Origin of the sequence: Morganella psychrotolerans (assembly GCF_965118875.1) — a bacterium.
Taxonomy (GTDB): domain Bacteria; phylum Pseudomonadota; class Gammaproteobacteria; order Enterobacterales; family Enterobacteriaceae; genus Morganella; species Morganella psychrotolerans_C.
Genome location: NZ_CBCPJD010000017.1, coordinates 47,942 through 63,350, shown reverse-complemented (window position 1 = coordinate 63,350; position 15,409 = coordinate 47,942). Strand labels below are relative to the sequence as shown.

Here is a 15,409-nt window from a genome sequence, read left to right as displayed (position 1 = left end):
TTAATTCCGGTTGCGGCTGACGCGCAGGACATCCGGCATAATCCGGATCTTACGCATAATATTCGCAAGCTGGATACGGTCTTTTGCTGTCAGCCGGATAAAGGCGCAGTATACGCGACCATCTTTCTCTTCCGTATTCATGCTCTGAATACTTGAGTTTGCATCATTAATCGCTGCTGTCAGATTCGCCAGTGCGCCCTGGTGGTTAAACATATCCACTTTAATTTCAGCAATAAAATCAGTGTCAATATCACTGTCCCACTCAACAGCCATGAATTTTTCCGGCTCTTTTTCATATCCGCGGATATTGCGACAGGATTCATGGTGAATAACCAGCCCTTTTCCGGGACTGATATGGGCAATGATCGGGTCACCCGGTACAGGACGGCAGCATTTTGCAAAGGTGATGAGAACACCATCCGCGCCTTTGATCGGCAGTTTACGGGACGAGTTCTCATCCGTATTGACGTATGGTTCATTCAGCAGGTTACGGGCGACAACCACACTCATGGTGTTGCCCAGCCCGACTTCGGCGAGCAGGTCATCCACTGTCGCAAGTTTCATACGCACCAGTTCGCGGGTGATATTTTCCTGAGGCACATCAGTAATTTTTCGTCCGTTACCAAGAGCATGATTCAGCAGGCGGCGACCCAGGTTAACGGAATCATCCCGCTTGAGATTTTTCAGCAACTGGCGGATTTTCGCACGGGCTTTGGAACTGACGACAAAGTTCAGCCACGCCGCATTCGGACGCGCACCGGGTGCGGTAATAATCTCAACAGTTTGTCCGCTGGTTAATTGCTGAGACAGCGGATATGGCTGGCGGTCAACACGCGCCCCGACACAGGAGTGCCCTATATCGGTATGTACGGCATAGGCGAAATCGACAGGCGTGGAGCCGGTCGGCAGTTCGACAATACGCCCTTCCGGAGTGAAGACGTAAATCTCATCCGGGAAGAGATCCGATTTAACACTTTCAATAAATTCAAAGGTGTTACCGGTACTCTGCTGTAATTCGATCAGGCTTTGCATCCAGCGGTGCGCGCGTACCTGTGCGGTAGTCCCGGCTTCACCCTGTGCTTTATATGCCCAGTGGGCAGCGACCCCCATTTCCGCCATCTGATCCATATCTTCTGTCCGGATCTGAACTTCCACGGGTACGCCGTGAGGACCTATCAGAGAAGTATGTAAGGATTGATAGCCGTTGGCTTTGGGGATAGCGATATAATCTTTGACCCGTCCCGGGCGGGGTTTATACAGGCTGTGAGCCTGACCCAGCACGCGGTAGCAGGTATCCACACTGTTCACGATAACGCGGAAGGCGTAAATATCCATGATGGAGTGAAAGCGCTGCTCTTTCAGGTGCATTTTACGGTAAATAGAGTAGAGATGTTTCTCCCGTCCGCTGACACGGCATGAAATACCGGCTTCTGTCAGACGTCCTTCTATTTCAGATAAAATCTTCTGGATCATCTCCTTGCGGTTGCCGCGGGCGGCTTTTACCACTTCTTTGATGACACGGTAGCGGTTTGGATAAAGTGCTTCAAATCCCAGCTCCTCAAGCTCCGTCTTGATATGGTGAATACCGAGACGGTGAGCCAGAGGACTGTAGATTTCAAGGGTTTCGCTTGCAATACGGCGGCGCTTATCGGGACGCAGGGAACCGAGCGTGCGCATATTGTGCGTGCGGTCTGCCAGCTTGATGAGGATGACGCGGATGTCTTTTACCATCGCCATTACCATCTTGCGGAAGTTTTCAGCCTGAGCTTCTTTTTTATCGCGGAAGTTCAGTTTATCTAACTTTGAGACTCCCTCCACCAGCCCGGCAACCGTTGTGCCGAACAGTTGTTCGATATCCTGAAATGTTGCAGGCGTATCTTCGATAACGTCGTGCAGCAGTGCTGCCATCAGTGTTTCGAGGTCGAGACGCATCTCGGCCAGGATACAGGCGACAGCAACCGGGTGAGTAATATACGGCTCACCACTGGAGCGGGTCTGCCCTTCGTGAGCATCCCGTGCAACGACAAAGGCTTGTTTTAACAGCGCAATCTGCTCAGAAGGCAGGTAGTCCGTTACAATATGGTTCAGGCTTTCAAACAGGTACAAGGCAGACCTACCTTAACTTAACGACGTCCTTCAGCGATAGCAGAGACTGCCTGCATTTCAGCAGCATCCTGCTCCTGTTGTTCCTGGCGCTCACGAGCATCAAGGATCTGGGCGGTAATCAGACTTTCTTCGATTTCGCGCAGGGCGATAACGGTGACTTTATCATTTTCTTCCGGAACCAGAGGCTCTTTTCCGCCAGTCTGTAACTGACGCGCACGGCGTGCAGCCACTAATACGAGGTCAAAACGGTTACCAATTTTTTCTACTGCGTCCTGGACTGTTACGCGTGCCATAAGTGTACTACTCCACAGATAAATAAATGACTCGGCATGATACTGAAAGTTGTATCACTGTGCCAATAATTTGGCGATTAAAGCATCATGTCGCTGAACCTGACGACCTGAACGCAGACGTTCAGCGCGGATGATCGTTTGCAGATCAGTCAGTGCGACATTGAAATCATCGTTCACAATCAGATAATCGTACTCGCCATAGTGCTGCATCTCATTCACAGCCTGCGCCATGCGTCCGGCAATGATTTCATCACTATCCTGACCACGGCCGCGCAGACGGCGCAGCAACTCATCACGGGACGGCGGCAGAATAAAAATACTGCGTGCTGCCGGCATTTGCTCCCGGATCTGGCGGGCTCCCTGCCAGTCAATATCAAGAAAAACATCAACACCGGAGTTTAGTATATCTTCAACTGTTTTACGGGCCGTACCGTAATAATTACCGAATACACAGGCATGTTCGAGAAACTCACCGTTACCGATCATGCTTTTGAATTCGTCTTCGGTTGTGAAGAAATAATGCTCACCGTGCGTTTCACCCGGACGGATACCACGGGTTGTATGCGAAACAGAAACCTGGGTGTCATACAAAGGCTGTGTTTTCAGTAACGCCTGAATAAGACTTGATTTTCCCGCACCACTCGGCGCAGAGACAATATATAACGTACCTTGGGTCATGTTGATGTCTTGTCTGATTGGAGGTTGAAAAAGCCATGAGGAAATAAATCCCCACATATAGTATACACGCACCCGAAGCGACATGCAGCGTTCCGGTGATTATCCGCTGAAAATTTCTTATTTTTGCGTTCAGATGAACCTGTGTTTACGCTTTTTCCGTCCGGATCGAAAAAAATGTAGGTATTGCTCCTTTATTTACATGACTGTGCGGCACAACAGGAAAAACGGTTCAGTGGCTCTGGGCTGATAGTCTGCGGCTGTGTAATGTCCTGAATTCAGGCGGACAGGGAGTAATATAATGTTCAGGATGAAATTATTATTTATAAAACGCGTTTTTATTACCGGTATCTTATCCGGTGGATTATTCTGTGCGGTAACGGCGTTTGCCGGGATGAAAGCACCATCCGGATGCCCGCCACACACGGTGGAGCCGGCGGAAGCGGCACTGGCAGAATTACGTAACCAACTGACTCACTGGGATAAACGTTATCATACGGAAGGGATCAGTGAGGTCAGTGATGAAACGTATGATCAGATGCGGGCGCGACTGGTCAGGCTTGAGCAGTGTTACGGGCCGCAGACCCCGGTTATCCTGCCGTCTTCAGTACGCTATAAAGTGAAACATCCGGTGGTACACAGTAGTGTGCGTAAAACCGCATCAGATAACGGGGTTGAACAATGGCTGCGCCACCGGAAAAATGTCCTGATTCAGCCTAAAGTAGATGGTGTGGCGGTATCTCTGGTGTACAGCAAGGGAAAACTGACTCACATGATCAGCCGCGGAGACGGGCGTCACGGCCTTGACTGGACAGAGAAAGCCCGGCATATCCCCGCAATCCCGCAGGAAATTACAACGGAACTTGCGGATGTTGTTTTGCAGGGTGAAATTTTTCTGCGCCGGGAAGGTCATGTGCAGTCCCGTGACGGCGGGAAAAATCTCCGTTCAGTCACCGCCGGTCTGCTTATGAGGCAGGCAAATGACAAACAACTGCGGGAGCTGGATATTTTTATCTGGGCATGGCCGGGGGGCACAACAGAGATGCAGCACTATCTGAATACCCTGACGGAATGGGGATTTCTGCTGACTGCGCAATATACAAAGCCGGTCAGTGGCCCGGAGAGCGCCGCAGAGCAGCGGGAAGCCTGGTATCGCCAGCCGATGCCGTTTGCCGGTGACGGTGTTGTCCTCAAGCAAATGCCGCCGGAGGATACTTCCCGCTGGCAGTCGGGTTATAACCACTGGTCACTGGCATGGAAATACCCGGTACAAACGGCAGTGACCGACGTTCGCCATGTACAGTTTCCGGTCGGGCGGACAGGGCGGATCACGGTATTACTTTCTGTTGAGCCAGTTATTATTGACGGGAAAACGATTAAACGGGTAGCCATGGGGTCGCTTGCGGTCTGGATGAAACAACGTATTTACCCGGGCGATTTGATTGTGGTGGGATTGCACGGACACGGGATCCCGAAAGTGCGGGAGGTTATCCGGAAAACAGAAACACCGCCGGAATTAAATGTACCCGGTAAAGCTGATTTTCACCGTACCAGCTGTCTGACATATACTCCTGTATGTCGTCAGCAGTACCTGGCCCGTCTGGTCTGGCTGGGAAAGCAGCTCGGAATGACCGGAACCGGTGTACGCAGCTGGGGCAAGCTGGTGGATCACTATACATTTTCCGGTTTGCTGGATTGGATGTTACTGGATGAAGAACAGCTTAAAGCCGCATTAGGTAAAGTGAGAGGCGTGAATTTTTACCGGCAGGGTAATGCGGCACGGCAGAAGCCGTTTTCTGTCTGGATAAACGCGCTGGGTGTGCCGGGAAAGAGCCCGTTACCGGCTGACTGGTCACTGTTCAGACAGGAAAGCCGGTTAAAGACCAAACGCAACCACTATGCACAGGCGCTGGAAGCGGAAGGTGTGGTTGCGTCATTACAGTTACAGGGTGTGAACGGATTTACCGGCACTAATCCTGATTCTCATAATTAAAGACCGGCAGCCCCAGTCGGTAGCGGATGGCAATTAAGCGGGAACTGAGCCCGGCTACCAGGGTGATAATAATGACCGCATCACGGGGCAGCGGTGTATAAAACAGCAATCCCATATAGAGCCATGCTGCACCAAATGAAATACCGGCATATAACTCTTTCTGGAAAACCAGGGGGATCGTATTACAGAGCATATCGCGCAGTACACCGCCGAATACCCCGGTGATAACCGCAGCAATAGCGGCAATAACGGGGCCGTAGTTCATGTCGAGTGCTATCTGTGCGCCGATAATAGAGAATACCATCAGACCGATGGCATCAAGTATCAGGAAAAGACGACGCAGATGTTTCATCATCGGTGCGACCCAGATAGTAATGACGGCAGCACAGGCAACCGTAATAATGTATTCGGGATGTTTAACCCAGCCCAGCGGGTAGTGACCCAGTAGCATATCGCGTACAGAGCCGCCGCCGATGGCGGTTGCGGAGGCGATAATAATAACACCGAAAACATCCATTTTACGGCGGCCTGCGGCGAGTGCGCCGGTCATTGCTTCAGCGGTAATACCAATAATGTACAGGATACTGAGTAACATAATTTTATCATTGCCGGGTTATCGGAAGGTTAGCATAGTCAGTGTAGCCGGAAGTCTCGACTGAGTTTTTTTAGTCTGACACATTCGGATTACCTTTAGTTATCCGAACTGATGGTATAAAAAGAGAGTATCACCCTAATGAATGAATATCAGATAACAACAACACCCCGTAATCATCAGCTTACTAATAGTAATGTATGGACGCCGGATAGCCAATGGCTGGTTTATGATGTCCGCCCGGAAGGGGCTTCTTTTACCGGTGAAACGATAGAAAAAATTCATGTAAAAACAAAAAGAATCACTGAAATTTACCGGGGAACGGCGGGTGCTCATGTGGGTGTTGTGACTGTCAGTCCGCAATTACCGGTACGTTACGCGTTTATTCGCGGACCGCAGCATCCGGATACGCAGTGGCACTATGATTTTCATCACCGGCAGGGCGTTATTGTTAATGATGATGCACCCGGTACCGCACATAACATTGATGCTCTCTGTATTACCTCGCCATATCAGCCGGGGGCGCTGCGGGGTGGAACGCATGTTCATATGTTCAGTCCGGATGGAGAATGGCTCAGTTTTACGTATAACGACCATGTTTTGCATGAACTGGACCCGGCGCTGGATTTACGCAATGTGGCAGCCGCCGTTCCGCTGCATCCGGTGACGGTAGGCGGGCATCATCCGCGTGAATATAACGGTGAATTTTTCTGCTGTGTGGTATCAAAGACCACACCGGCTCCTTTACCAGGCAGCGATGATATCAGCCGGGCGTATGAAGAGGGCTGGATTGGTAAGGACGGATATATAAAACCTGATGGTACACATCAGCGCCGGGCTATCGCGTTTATCGGTGATACGCTGGCTGATAATGGCGATGTCATCCCGGAAATCTTCCGTCTTGATCTGCCGGAAGCTGCCGGGGATTATGCAAAGCCCGGTTCGTCCCCTCTTGAGGGCACAGAGTATACAATGCCGGCACCACCGGCAGGCGTGACTCAGACCCGCCTGACATTTACTCATGACCGCGTATATCCCGGGCTGGCAAAGCGTCCGCGGTTCTGGCTGCGCAGTTCACCGCAGGGTGATAAAATCGCGTTTCTGATGCAGGACGGGCAGGGTGTGGCTCAGCTCTGGACACTCTCTCCTGATGGCGGCGATATGCATCAGATAACCTCCGGGGCAGAGGGTATTGGATCGGCTTTCAACTGGGACAGCAACGGAGAGTATCTGACTTTTATCCGGCAGGGGCAGGTGGTGGTGTGCTGTGTTGAAACAGGAGTATGCCGGGCAATTACCGCACATTCAGAGGCACGAATTTCCGGTGATGCAGTGGTATTTTCACCGGATAACCGGCAGGTGGCTTTTTTGCGAAACACTGATGGCTGGCAGCAAATCTGGGTGGCAGATACCGGGTTGCTGTAACCGGTACAGTATCAGAACCCGGTGGCAGGATATTATATTTATCTCTGGCAACTCCGGGCTGTTTTAGTCCTGCACCGGCTGCGCATCAGTCTGATGCTGTGCTGTTTTCGCGGCTTCAAGTTGTTTTACCCGCGCGGCCGGGGATGTCAGGCTGTTATCTTTACCTTCCAGCGCATAATCGACCGGGGCAAGCAGCGTATCCAGCGCAGCTGACAGGGGTAAATCGATGGCGATAACGGGTTTCATCACCCAGCCGGTTTCGTCATCCTGCAACATCGCAATACTGTTTTTTGTTCCTGCATAGTAGCCCTCAGTAGGACCGGTCCGGGTCATGATGCTTGAGCAGCCGCTGAGTGCAGTGCTTAAGCTCAGTAATCCACTTACTATTATGCAGTTATGTATATAGGTACGTGTCATTATATATCCCTGTATATACTCGTCATACTTCAGAATGACTGGTCGTTGACTATGCTCACCCAGCCGGGTCATATAGCTTATCTATGTTTCCCCGGCGATCGGAGCTTGTCGCCTGCACGCATCCCGAATTATTCAGACTATAGCAGATGGTAGTGATGCTTCATTACCACACCGGCGTACTATTCCATAAATAGATCGCACTGAAAAGTCTTTGTTTTTTATTGCCGTATTTATACCCTTATTCATTCAAACTGCAGGTTCGTTGCCTGCAATTTGAATGAATAAGGGTATATATCTGTAAGAAAGTATTCATTTATTTGTTAATAAGTGAAGTTCATTGGCGTTAATACATTGATAAAATAAGGTATACCAACGGCATTGTATATCGCAGCACCGGGTAAAATAGGTATTGTTAGTTGACGATATGAGCCACATAAGCCTTGTGATGCATATTTAGTAATTGTGTAAATTAACAGATCCGAAGTCCTCGTTATACTTTTGCCCCTTTGTGTTCTTACTGCACAACAGGGGCATTTTTTTAATGGCGGTTGCGGCAGTGTGGGAGGTGATCGTCAATCATGCCTATGGCCTGCATGAAAGAGTAGCAAATCACAGGTCCGCAAAACTTAAATCCACGTTTTTTCAGTGCCTTAGCCAACGAGTGTGAAAGCGGGGTATCAGTCGGAATACTGCCACTGTCTGAATGCTTGTTGATGAGAGGTGTATTACCGACAAAATTCCACACAAACCGGCTGAAATCTTCCCCTTTTTCCGCCATCGCCAGATAGGCTGCGGCATTGCTGATAATGGCTTTAATTTTTATGCGATGACGGACTATACCGGGGTTTTGCATCAGTCTGTCCACATCATCTTCAGTCATTGCTGCGACCTTTACCGGATCGAAATTAAAAAAGGCCTGCCGGTAATTTTCCCGTTTTTTCAGAATAATCAGCCAGGAAAGCCCTGCCTGCTGACCCTCCAGGCAGATCATTTCAAATAATTTGTGATTATCCCGTTCCGGCACACCCCATTCATTGTCGTGATAATGAATATAGAGCGGATCATCAGTAACCCAGGCGCAGCGCACCAGTGAAGCGGCTGATAGTGTCATTTATTTTCTCCTGTGGAGAGAGGCTTCCCTGTAACTTATACTGTATATGCATACATGTAAATGAGGTGTTTACTCTTTTTTCCTTTTGTGCGGAAAAATGATCGGGTAAGCGCTGTCCCGTCAGGCGGTCAGAGGGTATACTGAATGACTTTTATTTTTTTAACTCTCTCGCGTGCGGATCTAACATGCAAAAGTTTGATACCAAAACCTTCCAGGGGCTTATCCTGACATTACAGGATTACTGGGCGCGTCAGGGCTGTACCATTGTTCAACCACTGGACATGGAAGTCGGCGCTGGCACTTCACACCCGATGACGTGCTTAAGAGCCTTAGGGCCGGAGCCAATTGCGGCAGCCTATGTTCAGCCATCCCGTCGTCCGACGGATGGCCGTTACGGGGAAAACCCGAATCGCCTGCAACACTATTATCAGTTTCAGGTCATCATCAAACCGTCTCCGGATAATATCCAGGAACTGTACCTTGGCTCACTGAAAGAGCTGGGTATTGACCCGACGGTTCATGATATCCGTTTTGTTGAAGATAACTGGGAAAACCCGACGCTGGGTGCCTGGGGATTAGGCTGGGAAGTCTGGCTGAACGGAATGGAAGTTACCCAGTTTACCTATTTCCAGCAGGTCGGCGGCCTGGAGTGCAAACCGGTTACCGGCGAAGTCACTTATGGTCTGGAACGGCTTGCAATGTACATTCAGGGCGTGGACAGTGTCTATGACCTGGTCTGGTGCGACGGCCCGCTGGGTAAAACCACCTATGGCGATATCTATCACCAGAATGAAGTTGAGCAATCTACTTATAACTTTGAATACGCGGATGTGGATTTCTTATTCACCTGTTTTGAACAGTATGAAAAAGAAGCACAGTCGTTATTAGCGCTGGAAACACCGCTGCCGTTACCGGCTTACGAACGTATTCTGAAAGCCGCTCACTCTTTCAACCTGCTTGATGCGCGAAAAGCGATTTCGGTGACTGAACGTCAGCGTTATATCCTGCGTATCCGTACCCTGACCAAATCCGTTGCAGAAGCCTATTATGCCTCCCGCGAGGCAATGGGCTTTCCGATGTGTAAAAAGAACTGAGAGGCCGTCATGACACAACAGACTTTCCTGGTGGAAATCGGCACCGAAGAGTTACCGCCGAAGGCGCTTCGTTCTCTTGCTGAGTCATTTGCAGCGAATTTAACATCTGAACTGGCAGCCGCCAATCTGACACACGGTGATGTGGCATGGTATGCCGCACCACGTCGCTTAGCGGTAAAAATTGCTGCATTAGCGGATTCTGCCGCTGATCGTGAAGTTGAAAAACGCGGTCCTGCCGTTGCACAGGCATTTGATGCGGAGGGTAAACCAACCAAAGCGGCTGAAGGCTGGGCGCGCGGCTGTGGTATTACTGTCGGTCAGGCTGAGCGCATGGTGACGGATAAAGGCGAATGGCTGCTTTACCGTGCGGTGGAAAAAGGGAATAACGCCAAAGAATTACTGGCTGATATGGTCAGCCGCGCGCTGGCAAAATTGCCGATCCCGAAACTGATGCGCTGGGGTGATAAAGACACGCACTTTGTGCGTCCGGTTCATACAGTCACAATGCTGATGGGCGCGGATATTATCCCGGGCGAAGTCCTGGGAATTAAATCTGATCGTATTATCCGTGGTCACCGTTTTATGGGTGAGCCGGAATTCACGATTGCTCACGCGGACGAGTATCCGGCTGTGCTGGAAAGCCGCGGCAAAGTGATGGCAGATTACGATGCACGTAAAGCCATTATTAAGCGTGATGCGGAAAAAGCGGCACAGGCGCTTGGCGGTGTGGCTGATCTGACAGACAGTTTACTGGAAGAAGTGACCTCGCTGGTGGAATGGCCGGTTGTTCTGACGGCCAAATTTGAAGAGAAATTCCTGGCGGTTCCTTCAGAAGCACTGGTTTACACCATGAAAGGGGACCAGAAATATTTTCCGGTGTATGACAAAAACGGCAAACTGATGCCGAACTTTATTTTTGTCGCCAACATCGAATCCTCTGATCCGATACAGATTATTTCCGGTAATGAAAAAGTGGTTCGCCCGCGTCTGGCGGATGCGGAATTCTTCTTTAAAACCGACTGTAAAAAACGCCTTGAAGATAATCTGCCGCGCCTGAGTACTGTGCTGTTCCAACAGCAACTGGGTACCCTGCGTGATAAAACAGATCGTCTGGAAGCCCTTGCCGGCTGGATTGCCGGTCAGATTGGCGCAGATGTTAATCATGCGACCCGTGCGGGTCTGCTGGCAAAATGTGACCTGCTGACCAACATGGTCTTTGAATTCACTGACACGCAAGGTGTGATGGGTATGCACTATGCGCGTCACGACGGTGAATCTGAAGATGTGGCACTGGCACTGAAAGAGCAGTATCAGCCGCGCTATGCCGGTGATACTCTGCCGTCCACACCGGTTTCCGCTGCGCTGGCGATTGCCGAGAAAATGGATACCCTCGCGGGGATCTTCGGTATTGGTCAGCACCCTAAAGGGGATAAAGACCCGTTTGCTCTGCGCCGTGCTGCATTGGGCGTGCTGCGTATTATTGTTGAGAAAGGGTATAACCTTGACCTCGATACGCTGACACAGGAAGCGGTTCGTCTGTACGGCGATAAACTGACCAATAAGAATGTGGTCACGGATGTCACTGACTTTATGTTAGGCCGTTTCCGCGCATGGTATCAGGAGCAGGGTTATGCGATTGATACTATCCAGGCGGTTCTGGCGCGTCGCCCGACCCGTCCGGCGGACTTTGATGCCCGCATGAAAGCGGTGACGCATTTCCGTTCTCTGGAAGAGGCGGCGGCACTGGCGGCGGCAAACAAACGTGTGTCTAATATTCTGTCCAAGAGTGGTGATGTATTGAATGATGCTGTTCAGGCATCTCTGCTCAATGCCCCGGAAGAGATCAGGCTGGCTGCATATGTTATTGATCTGAAAGCACAGCTGACACCGCTGTATGCTGAAGGTAAATATCAGGAAGCACTGACTGAGCTGGCATCCCTGCGTGAAGCCGTGGACGCATTCTTTGATAGTGTGATGGTGATGGATAAGGATGACAATATCCGCCGTAACCGCCTGACTTTATTAAATGAATTACGTAATCTGTTCCTGGAAGTAGCAGATATTTCGCTGTTACAGTAATACGTCATTTTTAATAAGATAAAAAGCCCGGTCTGTCTGATGACAGTACCGGGTTTTATTTTTTACTGAAGTGGTTTTTTTATTTTGTATTCAAATGCAGGCCGGGATGTGATTTTCCCGTTACCGGAATGATAAAGCACATCAGCTCTGAACTTTGCAGTTTCATTCATGATCTCACCATTATTAATATAGGCAAGAACATCACTGTCAGTTGATATATCTAATGCTTCCAGATATTTTTGATTGTTAAATGCGATTTCATTTGCCCTAACCAATAAACCGCCTGTCAGATTGCCATAGTTATTAATACCGACACCAGATTTAACTTCATCTGACCCGGTAATTTCAGTAATGTCTGAAGACATACTACCTTTATTATTAATAACAGCGTTACCTATTGAGAGCATTTTATGGTTATTGTCAATGTTAATAGTGCCATTGTTGGTGATGTCACTATTTTCCAGTATTGAGTTTACCGCAGTTGTCTGTATATTACCTTTGCTACCATTGATTAATTTGGAATTTACTAAATCCATTGCTAAATGGCTGTTCATGTATTTTTGTTTCTGCGGGTAACCAACAGGACCAACTTCAATATTACCATGGTTTTTTATGTTGGTGTTATTTGCACGGATATACATATTATCAGTTTTAATATGACTATCCTGACTAATAGTCAGTTTGCTTTTTTGAGCACCATCTGTGCCAGGCAACGCTTCCAGACCACGTACCGTATTTGGTGAATATTTTACTAATTCATGACCTGTAAATACAGTCAGATTAGGTGTGTTTATATCACTGTTGCGAACAATAATATTTTCAGCAATAACATTGAATCTGTTTACGGAGGAAAAGTCATCTTTATTTGTGTTGTTAATACGAATGTTGCTTTTATGATTTTCATTGTGATAACCCAGCAATGCATCATTCTGAGATAATATAATTTTCCCGCCTGTCAATGTTAATTGATCTGCACCGGAAACACTGCAACCATTGCAGGTGATTCCGTTAGGATTAGCAATAACAAGATGTGCTTTTTGGCCATCTATATGCATATTACCATTCAGATGTGATTTTTGATCAGTTACCACTTCATTAATAATAAGGCCGGCACCTGCTGTTCGATTATTGAATGTTACACCATTCTTATCTACATTAAATGCATTATAACTATTATAAGAAACACCATGATTATTTGCCAGTGCAATATCAACAGTGATTTTATTATTCTGAGTAACAATACGGGTTGTATTCGCAGACGCCGGATTAACAATAATATTATTGTGAGGTGCTGCCAGCGCGAACTGACTGATTAAAAGTGTACTGCTGATAACGGAGAGCTTAAAAATAGTTTGCATAACCTTTCCCTGGTTCTGATTGATGAGTAAAAACACAAGTACAATAAATGAAGTAGCAAAGGTCCGATATAAATCCGTGGTTATTTTTTGTCAGTTTTACGCATTTTGATAGCAAATAAAAAACATATATTTTACGAATAAGCAGATTAAAAACATCAATTTGGATAATAAAGCGACAAAGTGAAAATAAAGCGTCGGAAAGTGAATATTTTCGGTTTCTTACCTTGACGTTTTACCTTTCCGGCAGTAATATCCCTCCCGCTTCGGCGAGTAGCGCAGCTTGGTAGCGCAACTGGTTTGGGACCAGTGGGTCGTAGGTTCGAATCCTATCTCGCCGACCATATTCAAGAAAAGCCCTGCCTTATGGCAGGGCTTTTTGCTTTTCAGCTTCCGGTGCGTTCTTTTTATCCTTCCGCCTTATTATCTCCTGTAAAATTACGGTGTTTTTTGATATCACCGTTCTTCTGTTTCCGCTTAACTACCTGTTCAAAATGGATATATCGTCAAGCGGACTGACACATGATAAAGAGAACAGCTGCTGCTATTGTGATAGCAGTCAGCACTTGTGCGTGGAGCACGGAAAATACCCCATCTATACCTTCAGCAGAACCTTGCGCCACACTTTCAGCGGTGGTTATTGAGCAGCGTGAATTAATAATACCTTCTCATCCGGTAGATGAATTTGAGCATCAGGTGACAGGACAGTGCCTGACATCAGAGCAGATGGCAGAAGCTATCATGAGCCTGGAATCTGGTATCCATCAGGCTGGCTTTATTACCGCGCAGGTCAATGTGCCGCCACAAAATGTCAGTGACGGGATACTGACTCTGCAATATAAGCCCGGTTATCTGAGCGGCTACCGTAATAAAGAGAGCGGACAGTCCCGTTTTGCGATGGGGTTGGTTTTTCCGCAGAGAGCAGACAGGCAACTGAATATCCGTGATACTGAACTGGGAATGAATCACCTGAATCAGATAGCGGGTTTGGGTGCGCGGGCTGTGGTTGTGCCTGATCCTGATAAGCCCGGCAGCTCGGTTATTATGATCTCTCAGCAGAAAAAACGCAGCGTGAGCGGCTCACTCGAAATAAATAATCATGGAAACCGGTCAACCGGCAGCAGACAAATCAATAACCGGCTCAACATTGAAAATCCACTTCAGTTATATGATCGCCTGTTTATTTATACAATGCGGGATATAGATAAAGACCATTCTGCCGGAACAAAGTTTGTCTATGCTCAATACCGGATGCCTTATCAGCACTGGGAATTTACGGCAGGCGGCAGTTACAGCGAACAGAAACAGCAATACCCGGTGGTAAACGATACGCTGGATTATTTTATCCGCAGCAAAATGCTGGATATCAATATTGCCCGCAAACTGTTTCTGACACCAGAGCATGATATGACGCTCAGCAGCGGAATATCTGCGGTGGCGCGCAATGTCACCCTTGCAAATAATCCGTTGTCGGTGATGGCTCGTCGCTCGGTATACGGAAATATTATGCTGAATCACCGTTATCTTCACCCGGCGTTTACCTTTCAGTACCAGTTGCAATACAAGCATTCACTGACGTTGTTCGGGGCTATGCCCTTATCGCCTAAAAAAATTGCACCGACGAGGCAAGTGATCGCAGAAACAACCATGACAGTGCCCTTTCGCGCCGCCGGGCAGGCTTTTTATTATGAAGGTATCATCCGGGGTATTATTAATGCCGATAAAACAGACCAAATGGATCATGTGCCATTAGGTGATCGCAATTCTGTTCGTGGCTATCCGTTCCATTATAGTATTAATGCACCACGCGCATTCATCAATCGTAATGAAATGGTATGGCAGCAGGCGCTGCCTTATCACAACCTTTATATCGCGGCAGATATTGCTGTACCCGGTACGGATATTATAAGCAGGGCTTATTCTCCGCGCTGGCTGGCAGGCAGTGAAATAGGTATTAAAGGCCATTATAAACCGCTTAATTACCAGTTATTTACCGGGGTTCCCTTTAAAGCAACAGAGAATGTGGCTGCATTCTCCGCGTATGTCGGGGTTTCTGTCAGTTTTAATTACTGAGTATTTTTCTGTTTACCGGATATTGCCGCGATATGCGCGGCAATAATATGTTATCCGGCCTTTTTATCTGCCGCATACTTTTGCTGCGTGATAATACCGCGCTGACGCAGATGAGATGCGGATTATGTATCGCGGTGTGATGAAATGGGCAACGGAAAACCCTGGTTCAGGGAGAGCAGGCAAAATAATCGGATAG

At 48.3% G+C, this 15,409-nt stretch carries 12 protein-coding genes and 1 tRNA gene; 6 read left to right on the top strand and 7 right to left on the bottom strand.

The features are described 5' to 3' along the window. Genes spoT through gmk form a run of 3 tightly spaced genes read right to left on the bottom strand, consistent with a single transcriptional unit; the run spans position 1 to position 3,077 of the window. Positions 1–2,106 (bottom strand): bifunctional GTP diphosphokinase/guanosine-3',5'-bis pyrophosphate 3'-pyrophosphohydrolase, encoded by a 2,106-nt coding sequence (spoT, locus tag ACMHKJ_RS15540; protein WP_413495277.1) that lies wholly within the window; start codon positions 2,104–2,106, stop codon positions 1–3. A 17-nt stretch (positions 2,107–2,123) separates the two neighbouring features. Beyond that, positions 2,124–2,399 (bottom strand): DNA-directed RNA polymerase subunit omega, encoded by a 276-nt coding sequence (rpoZ, locus tag ACMHKJ_RS15535; RefSeq protein ID WP_413495275.1) that lies wholly within the window; start codon positions 2,397–2,399, stop codon positions 2,124–2,126. A 54-nt stretch (positions 2,400–2,453) separates the two neighbouring features. Further along, positions 2,454–3,077, bottom strand: a complete 624-nt coding sequence (gmk, locus tag ACMHKJ_RS15530) for a guanylate kinase (RefSeq protein ID WP_413495273.1) — start codon at positions 3,075–3,077, stop codon at positions 2,454–2,456. Positions 3,078–3,375: 298 nt separating this feature from the next. On the opposite strand from gmk, the gene ligB reads away from it, so the two are divergent. Continuing rightward, positions 3,376–5,067 (top strand): NAD-dependent DNA ligase LigB, encoded by a 1,692-nt coding sequence (gene ligB, locus ACMHKJ_RS15525; RefSeq protein WP_413495271.1) that lies wholly within the window; start codon positions 3,376–3,378, stop codon positions 5,065–5,067. On the opposite strand, the gene ACMHKJ_RS15520 is transcribed toward ligB, so the two are convergent. Continuing rightward, complete coding sequence (locus tag ACMHKJ_RS15520) at positions 5,045–5,662, bottom strand: trimeric intracellular cation channel family protein (protein ID WP_067368756.1); 618 nt, start codon at positions 5,660–5,662, stop codon at positions 5,045–5,047. The two genes, ligB and ACMHKJ_RS15520, sit on opposite strands and share 23 nt — an antisense overlap. Positions 5,663–5,800: 138 nt before the next feature. On the opposite strand from ACMHKJ_RS15520, the gene ACMHKJ_RS15515 reads away from it, so the two are divergent. After that, positions 5,801–7,084: a DUF3748 domain-containing protein gene (locus tag ACMHKJ_RS15515; protein WP_413495269.1), complete on the top strand. Its 1,284-nt coding sequence runs from the start codon at positions 5,801–5,803 to the stop codon at positions 7,082–7,084. A gap of 63 nt (positions 7,085–7,147) precedes the next feature. Here ACMHKJ_RS15515 and ACMHKJ_RS15510 read toward each other — a convergent pair whose 3' ends face one another. Next, on the bottom strand, positions 7,148–7,501 hold the full coding sequence (locus ACMHKJ_RS15510; protein WP_413495268.1) for a YceK/YidQ family lipoprotein: 354 nt from the start codon (positions 7,499–7,501) through the stop codon (positions 7,148–7,150). 538 nt (positions 7,502–8,039) lie between these two features. Next, the gene (locus tag ACMHKJ_RS15505) at positions 8,040–8,591 is read right to left on the bottom strand and encodes a DNA-3-methyladenine glycosylase I (protein ID WP_413495370.1); all 552 of its coding nucleotides are present in this window, start codon (positions 8,589–8,591) and stop codon (positions 8,040–8,042) included. Between the two features lie 206 nt (positions 8,592–8,797). Here ACMHKJ_RS15505 and glyQ point away from each other — a divergent pair, with 206 nt between their 5' ends. Both glyQ and glyS read left to right on the top strand, forming a co-directional pair. Further along, complete coding sequence (gene glyQ / locus ACMHKJ_RS15500) at positions 8,798–9,706, top strand: glycine--tRNA ligase subunit alpha (protein ID WP_067405667.1); 909 nt, start codon at positions 8,798–8,800, stop codon at positions 9,704–9,706. Between the two features lie 9 nt (positions 9,707–9,715). Further along, positions 9,716–11,785 (top strand): glycine--tRNA ligase subunit beta, encoded by a 2,070-nt coding sequence (glyS, locus tag ACMHKJ_RS15495; protein WP_413495266.1) that lies wholly within the window; start codon positions 9,716–9,718, stop codon positions 11,783–11,785. Positions 11,786–11,847: 62 nt separating this feature from the next. Here glyS and ACMHKJ_RS15490 read toward each other — a convergent pair whose 3' ends face one another. Beyond that, a complete protein-coding gene (locus ACMHKJ_RS15490) occupies positions 11,848–13,143 on the bottom strand; it encodes a two-partner secretion domain-containing protein (RefSeq protein ID WP_413495264.1) in 1,296 nt (431 codons plus the stop codon). 264 nt (positions 13,144–13,407) lie between these two features. On the opposite strand from ACMHKJ_RS15490, the gene ACMHKJ_RS15485 reads away from it, so the two are divergent. Both ACMHKJ_RS15485 and ACMHKJ_RS15480 read left to right on the top strand, forming a co-directional pair. After that, positions 13,408–13,484: transfer RNA gene (locus ACMHKJ_RS15485), tRNA-Pro, on the top strand. 178 nt (positions 13,485–13,662) lie between these two features. Next, positions 13,663–15,213 (top strand): ShlB/FhaC/HecB family hemolysin secretion/activation protein, encoded by a 1,551-nt coding sequence (locus ACMHKJ_RS15480; protein ID WP_413495263.1) that lies wholly within the window; start codon positions 13,663–13,665, stop codon positions 15,211–15,213. Positions 15,214–15,409 lie beyond the last annotated feature (196 nt).

Excerpts from the sequence above, each read along its gene's own strand:
- rpoZ (WP_413495275.1), bottom strand. The coding sequence starts at position 2,399 with ATGGCACGCGTAACAGTCCAGGACGCAGTAGAAAAAATTGGTAACCGT.
- gmk (WP_413495273.1), bottom strand. The coding sequence starts at position 3,077 with ATGACCCAAGGTACGTTATATATTGTCTCTGCGCCGAGTGGTGCGGGA.
- ligB (WP_413495271.1), top strand. The coding sequence starts at position 3,376 with ATGTTCAGGATGAAATTATTATTTATAAAACGCGTTTTTATTACCGGT.
- ACMHKJ_RS15520 (WP_067368756.1), bottom strand. The coding sequence starts at position 5,662 with ATGTTACTCAGTATCCTGTACATTATTGGTATTACCGCTGAAGCAATG.
- ACMHKJ_RS15515 (WP_413495269.1), top strand. The coding sequence starts at position 5,801 with ATGAATGAATATCAGATAACAACAACACCCCGTAATCATCAGCTTACT.
- ACMHKJ_RS15510 (WP_413495268.1), bottom strand. The coding sequence starts at position 7,501 with ATGACACGTACCTATATACATAACTGCATAATAGTAAGTGGATTACTG.
- glyQ (WP_067405667.1), top strand. The coding sequence starts at position 8,798 with ATGCAAAAGTTTGATACCAAAACCTTCCAGGGGCTTATCCTGACATTA.
- glyS (WP_413495266.1), top strand. The coding sequence starts at position 9,716 with ATGACACAACAGACTTTCCTGGTGGAAATCGGCACCGAAGAGTTACCG.
- ACMHKJ_RS15490 (WP_413495264.1), bottom strand. The coding sequence starts at position 13,143 with ATGCAAACTATTTTTAAGCTCTCCGTTATCAGCAGTACACTTTTAATC.
- ACMHKJ_RS15480 (WP_413495263.1), top strand. The coding sequence starts at position 13,663 with ATGATAAAGAGAACAGCTGCTGCTATTGTGATAGCAGTCAGCACTTGT.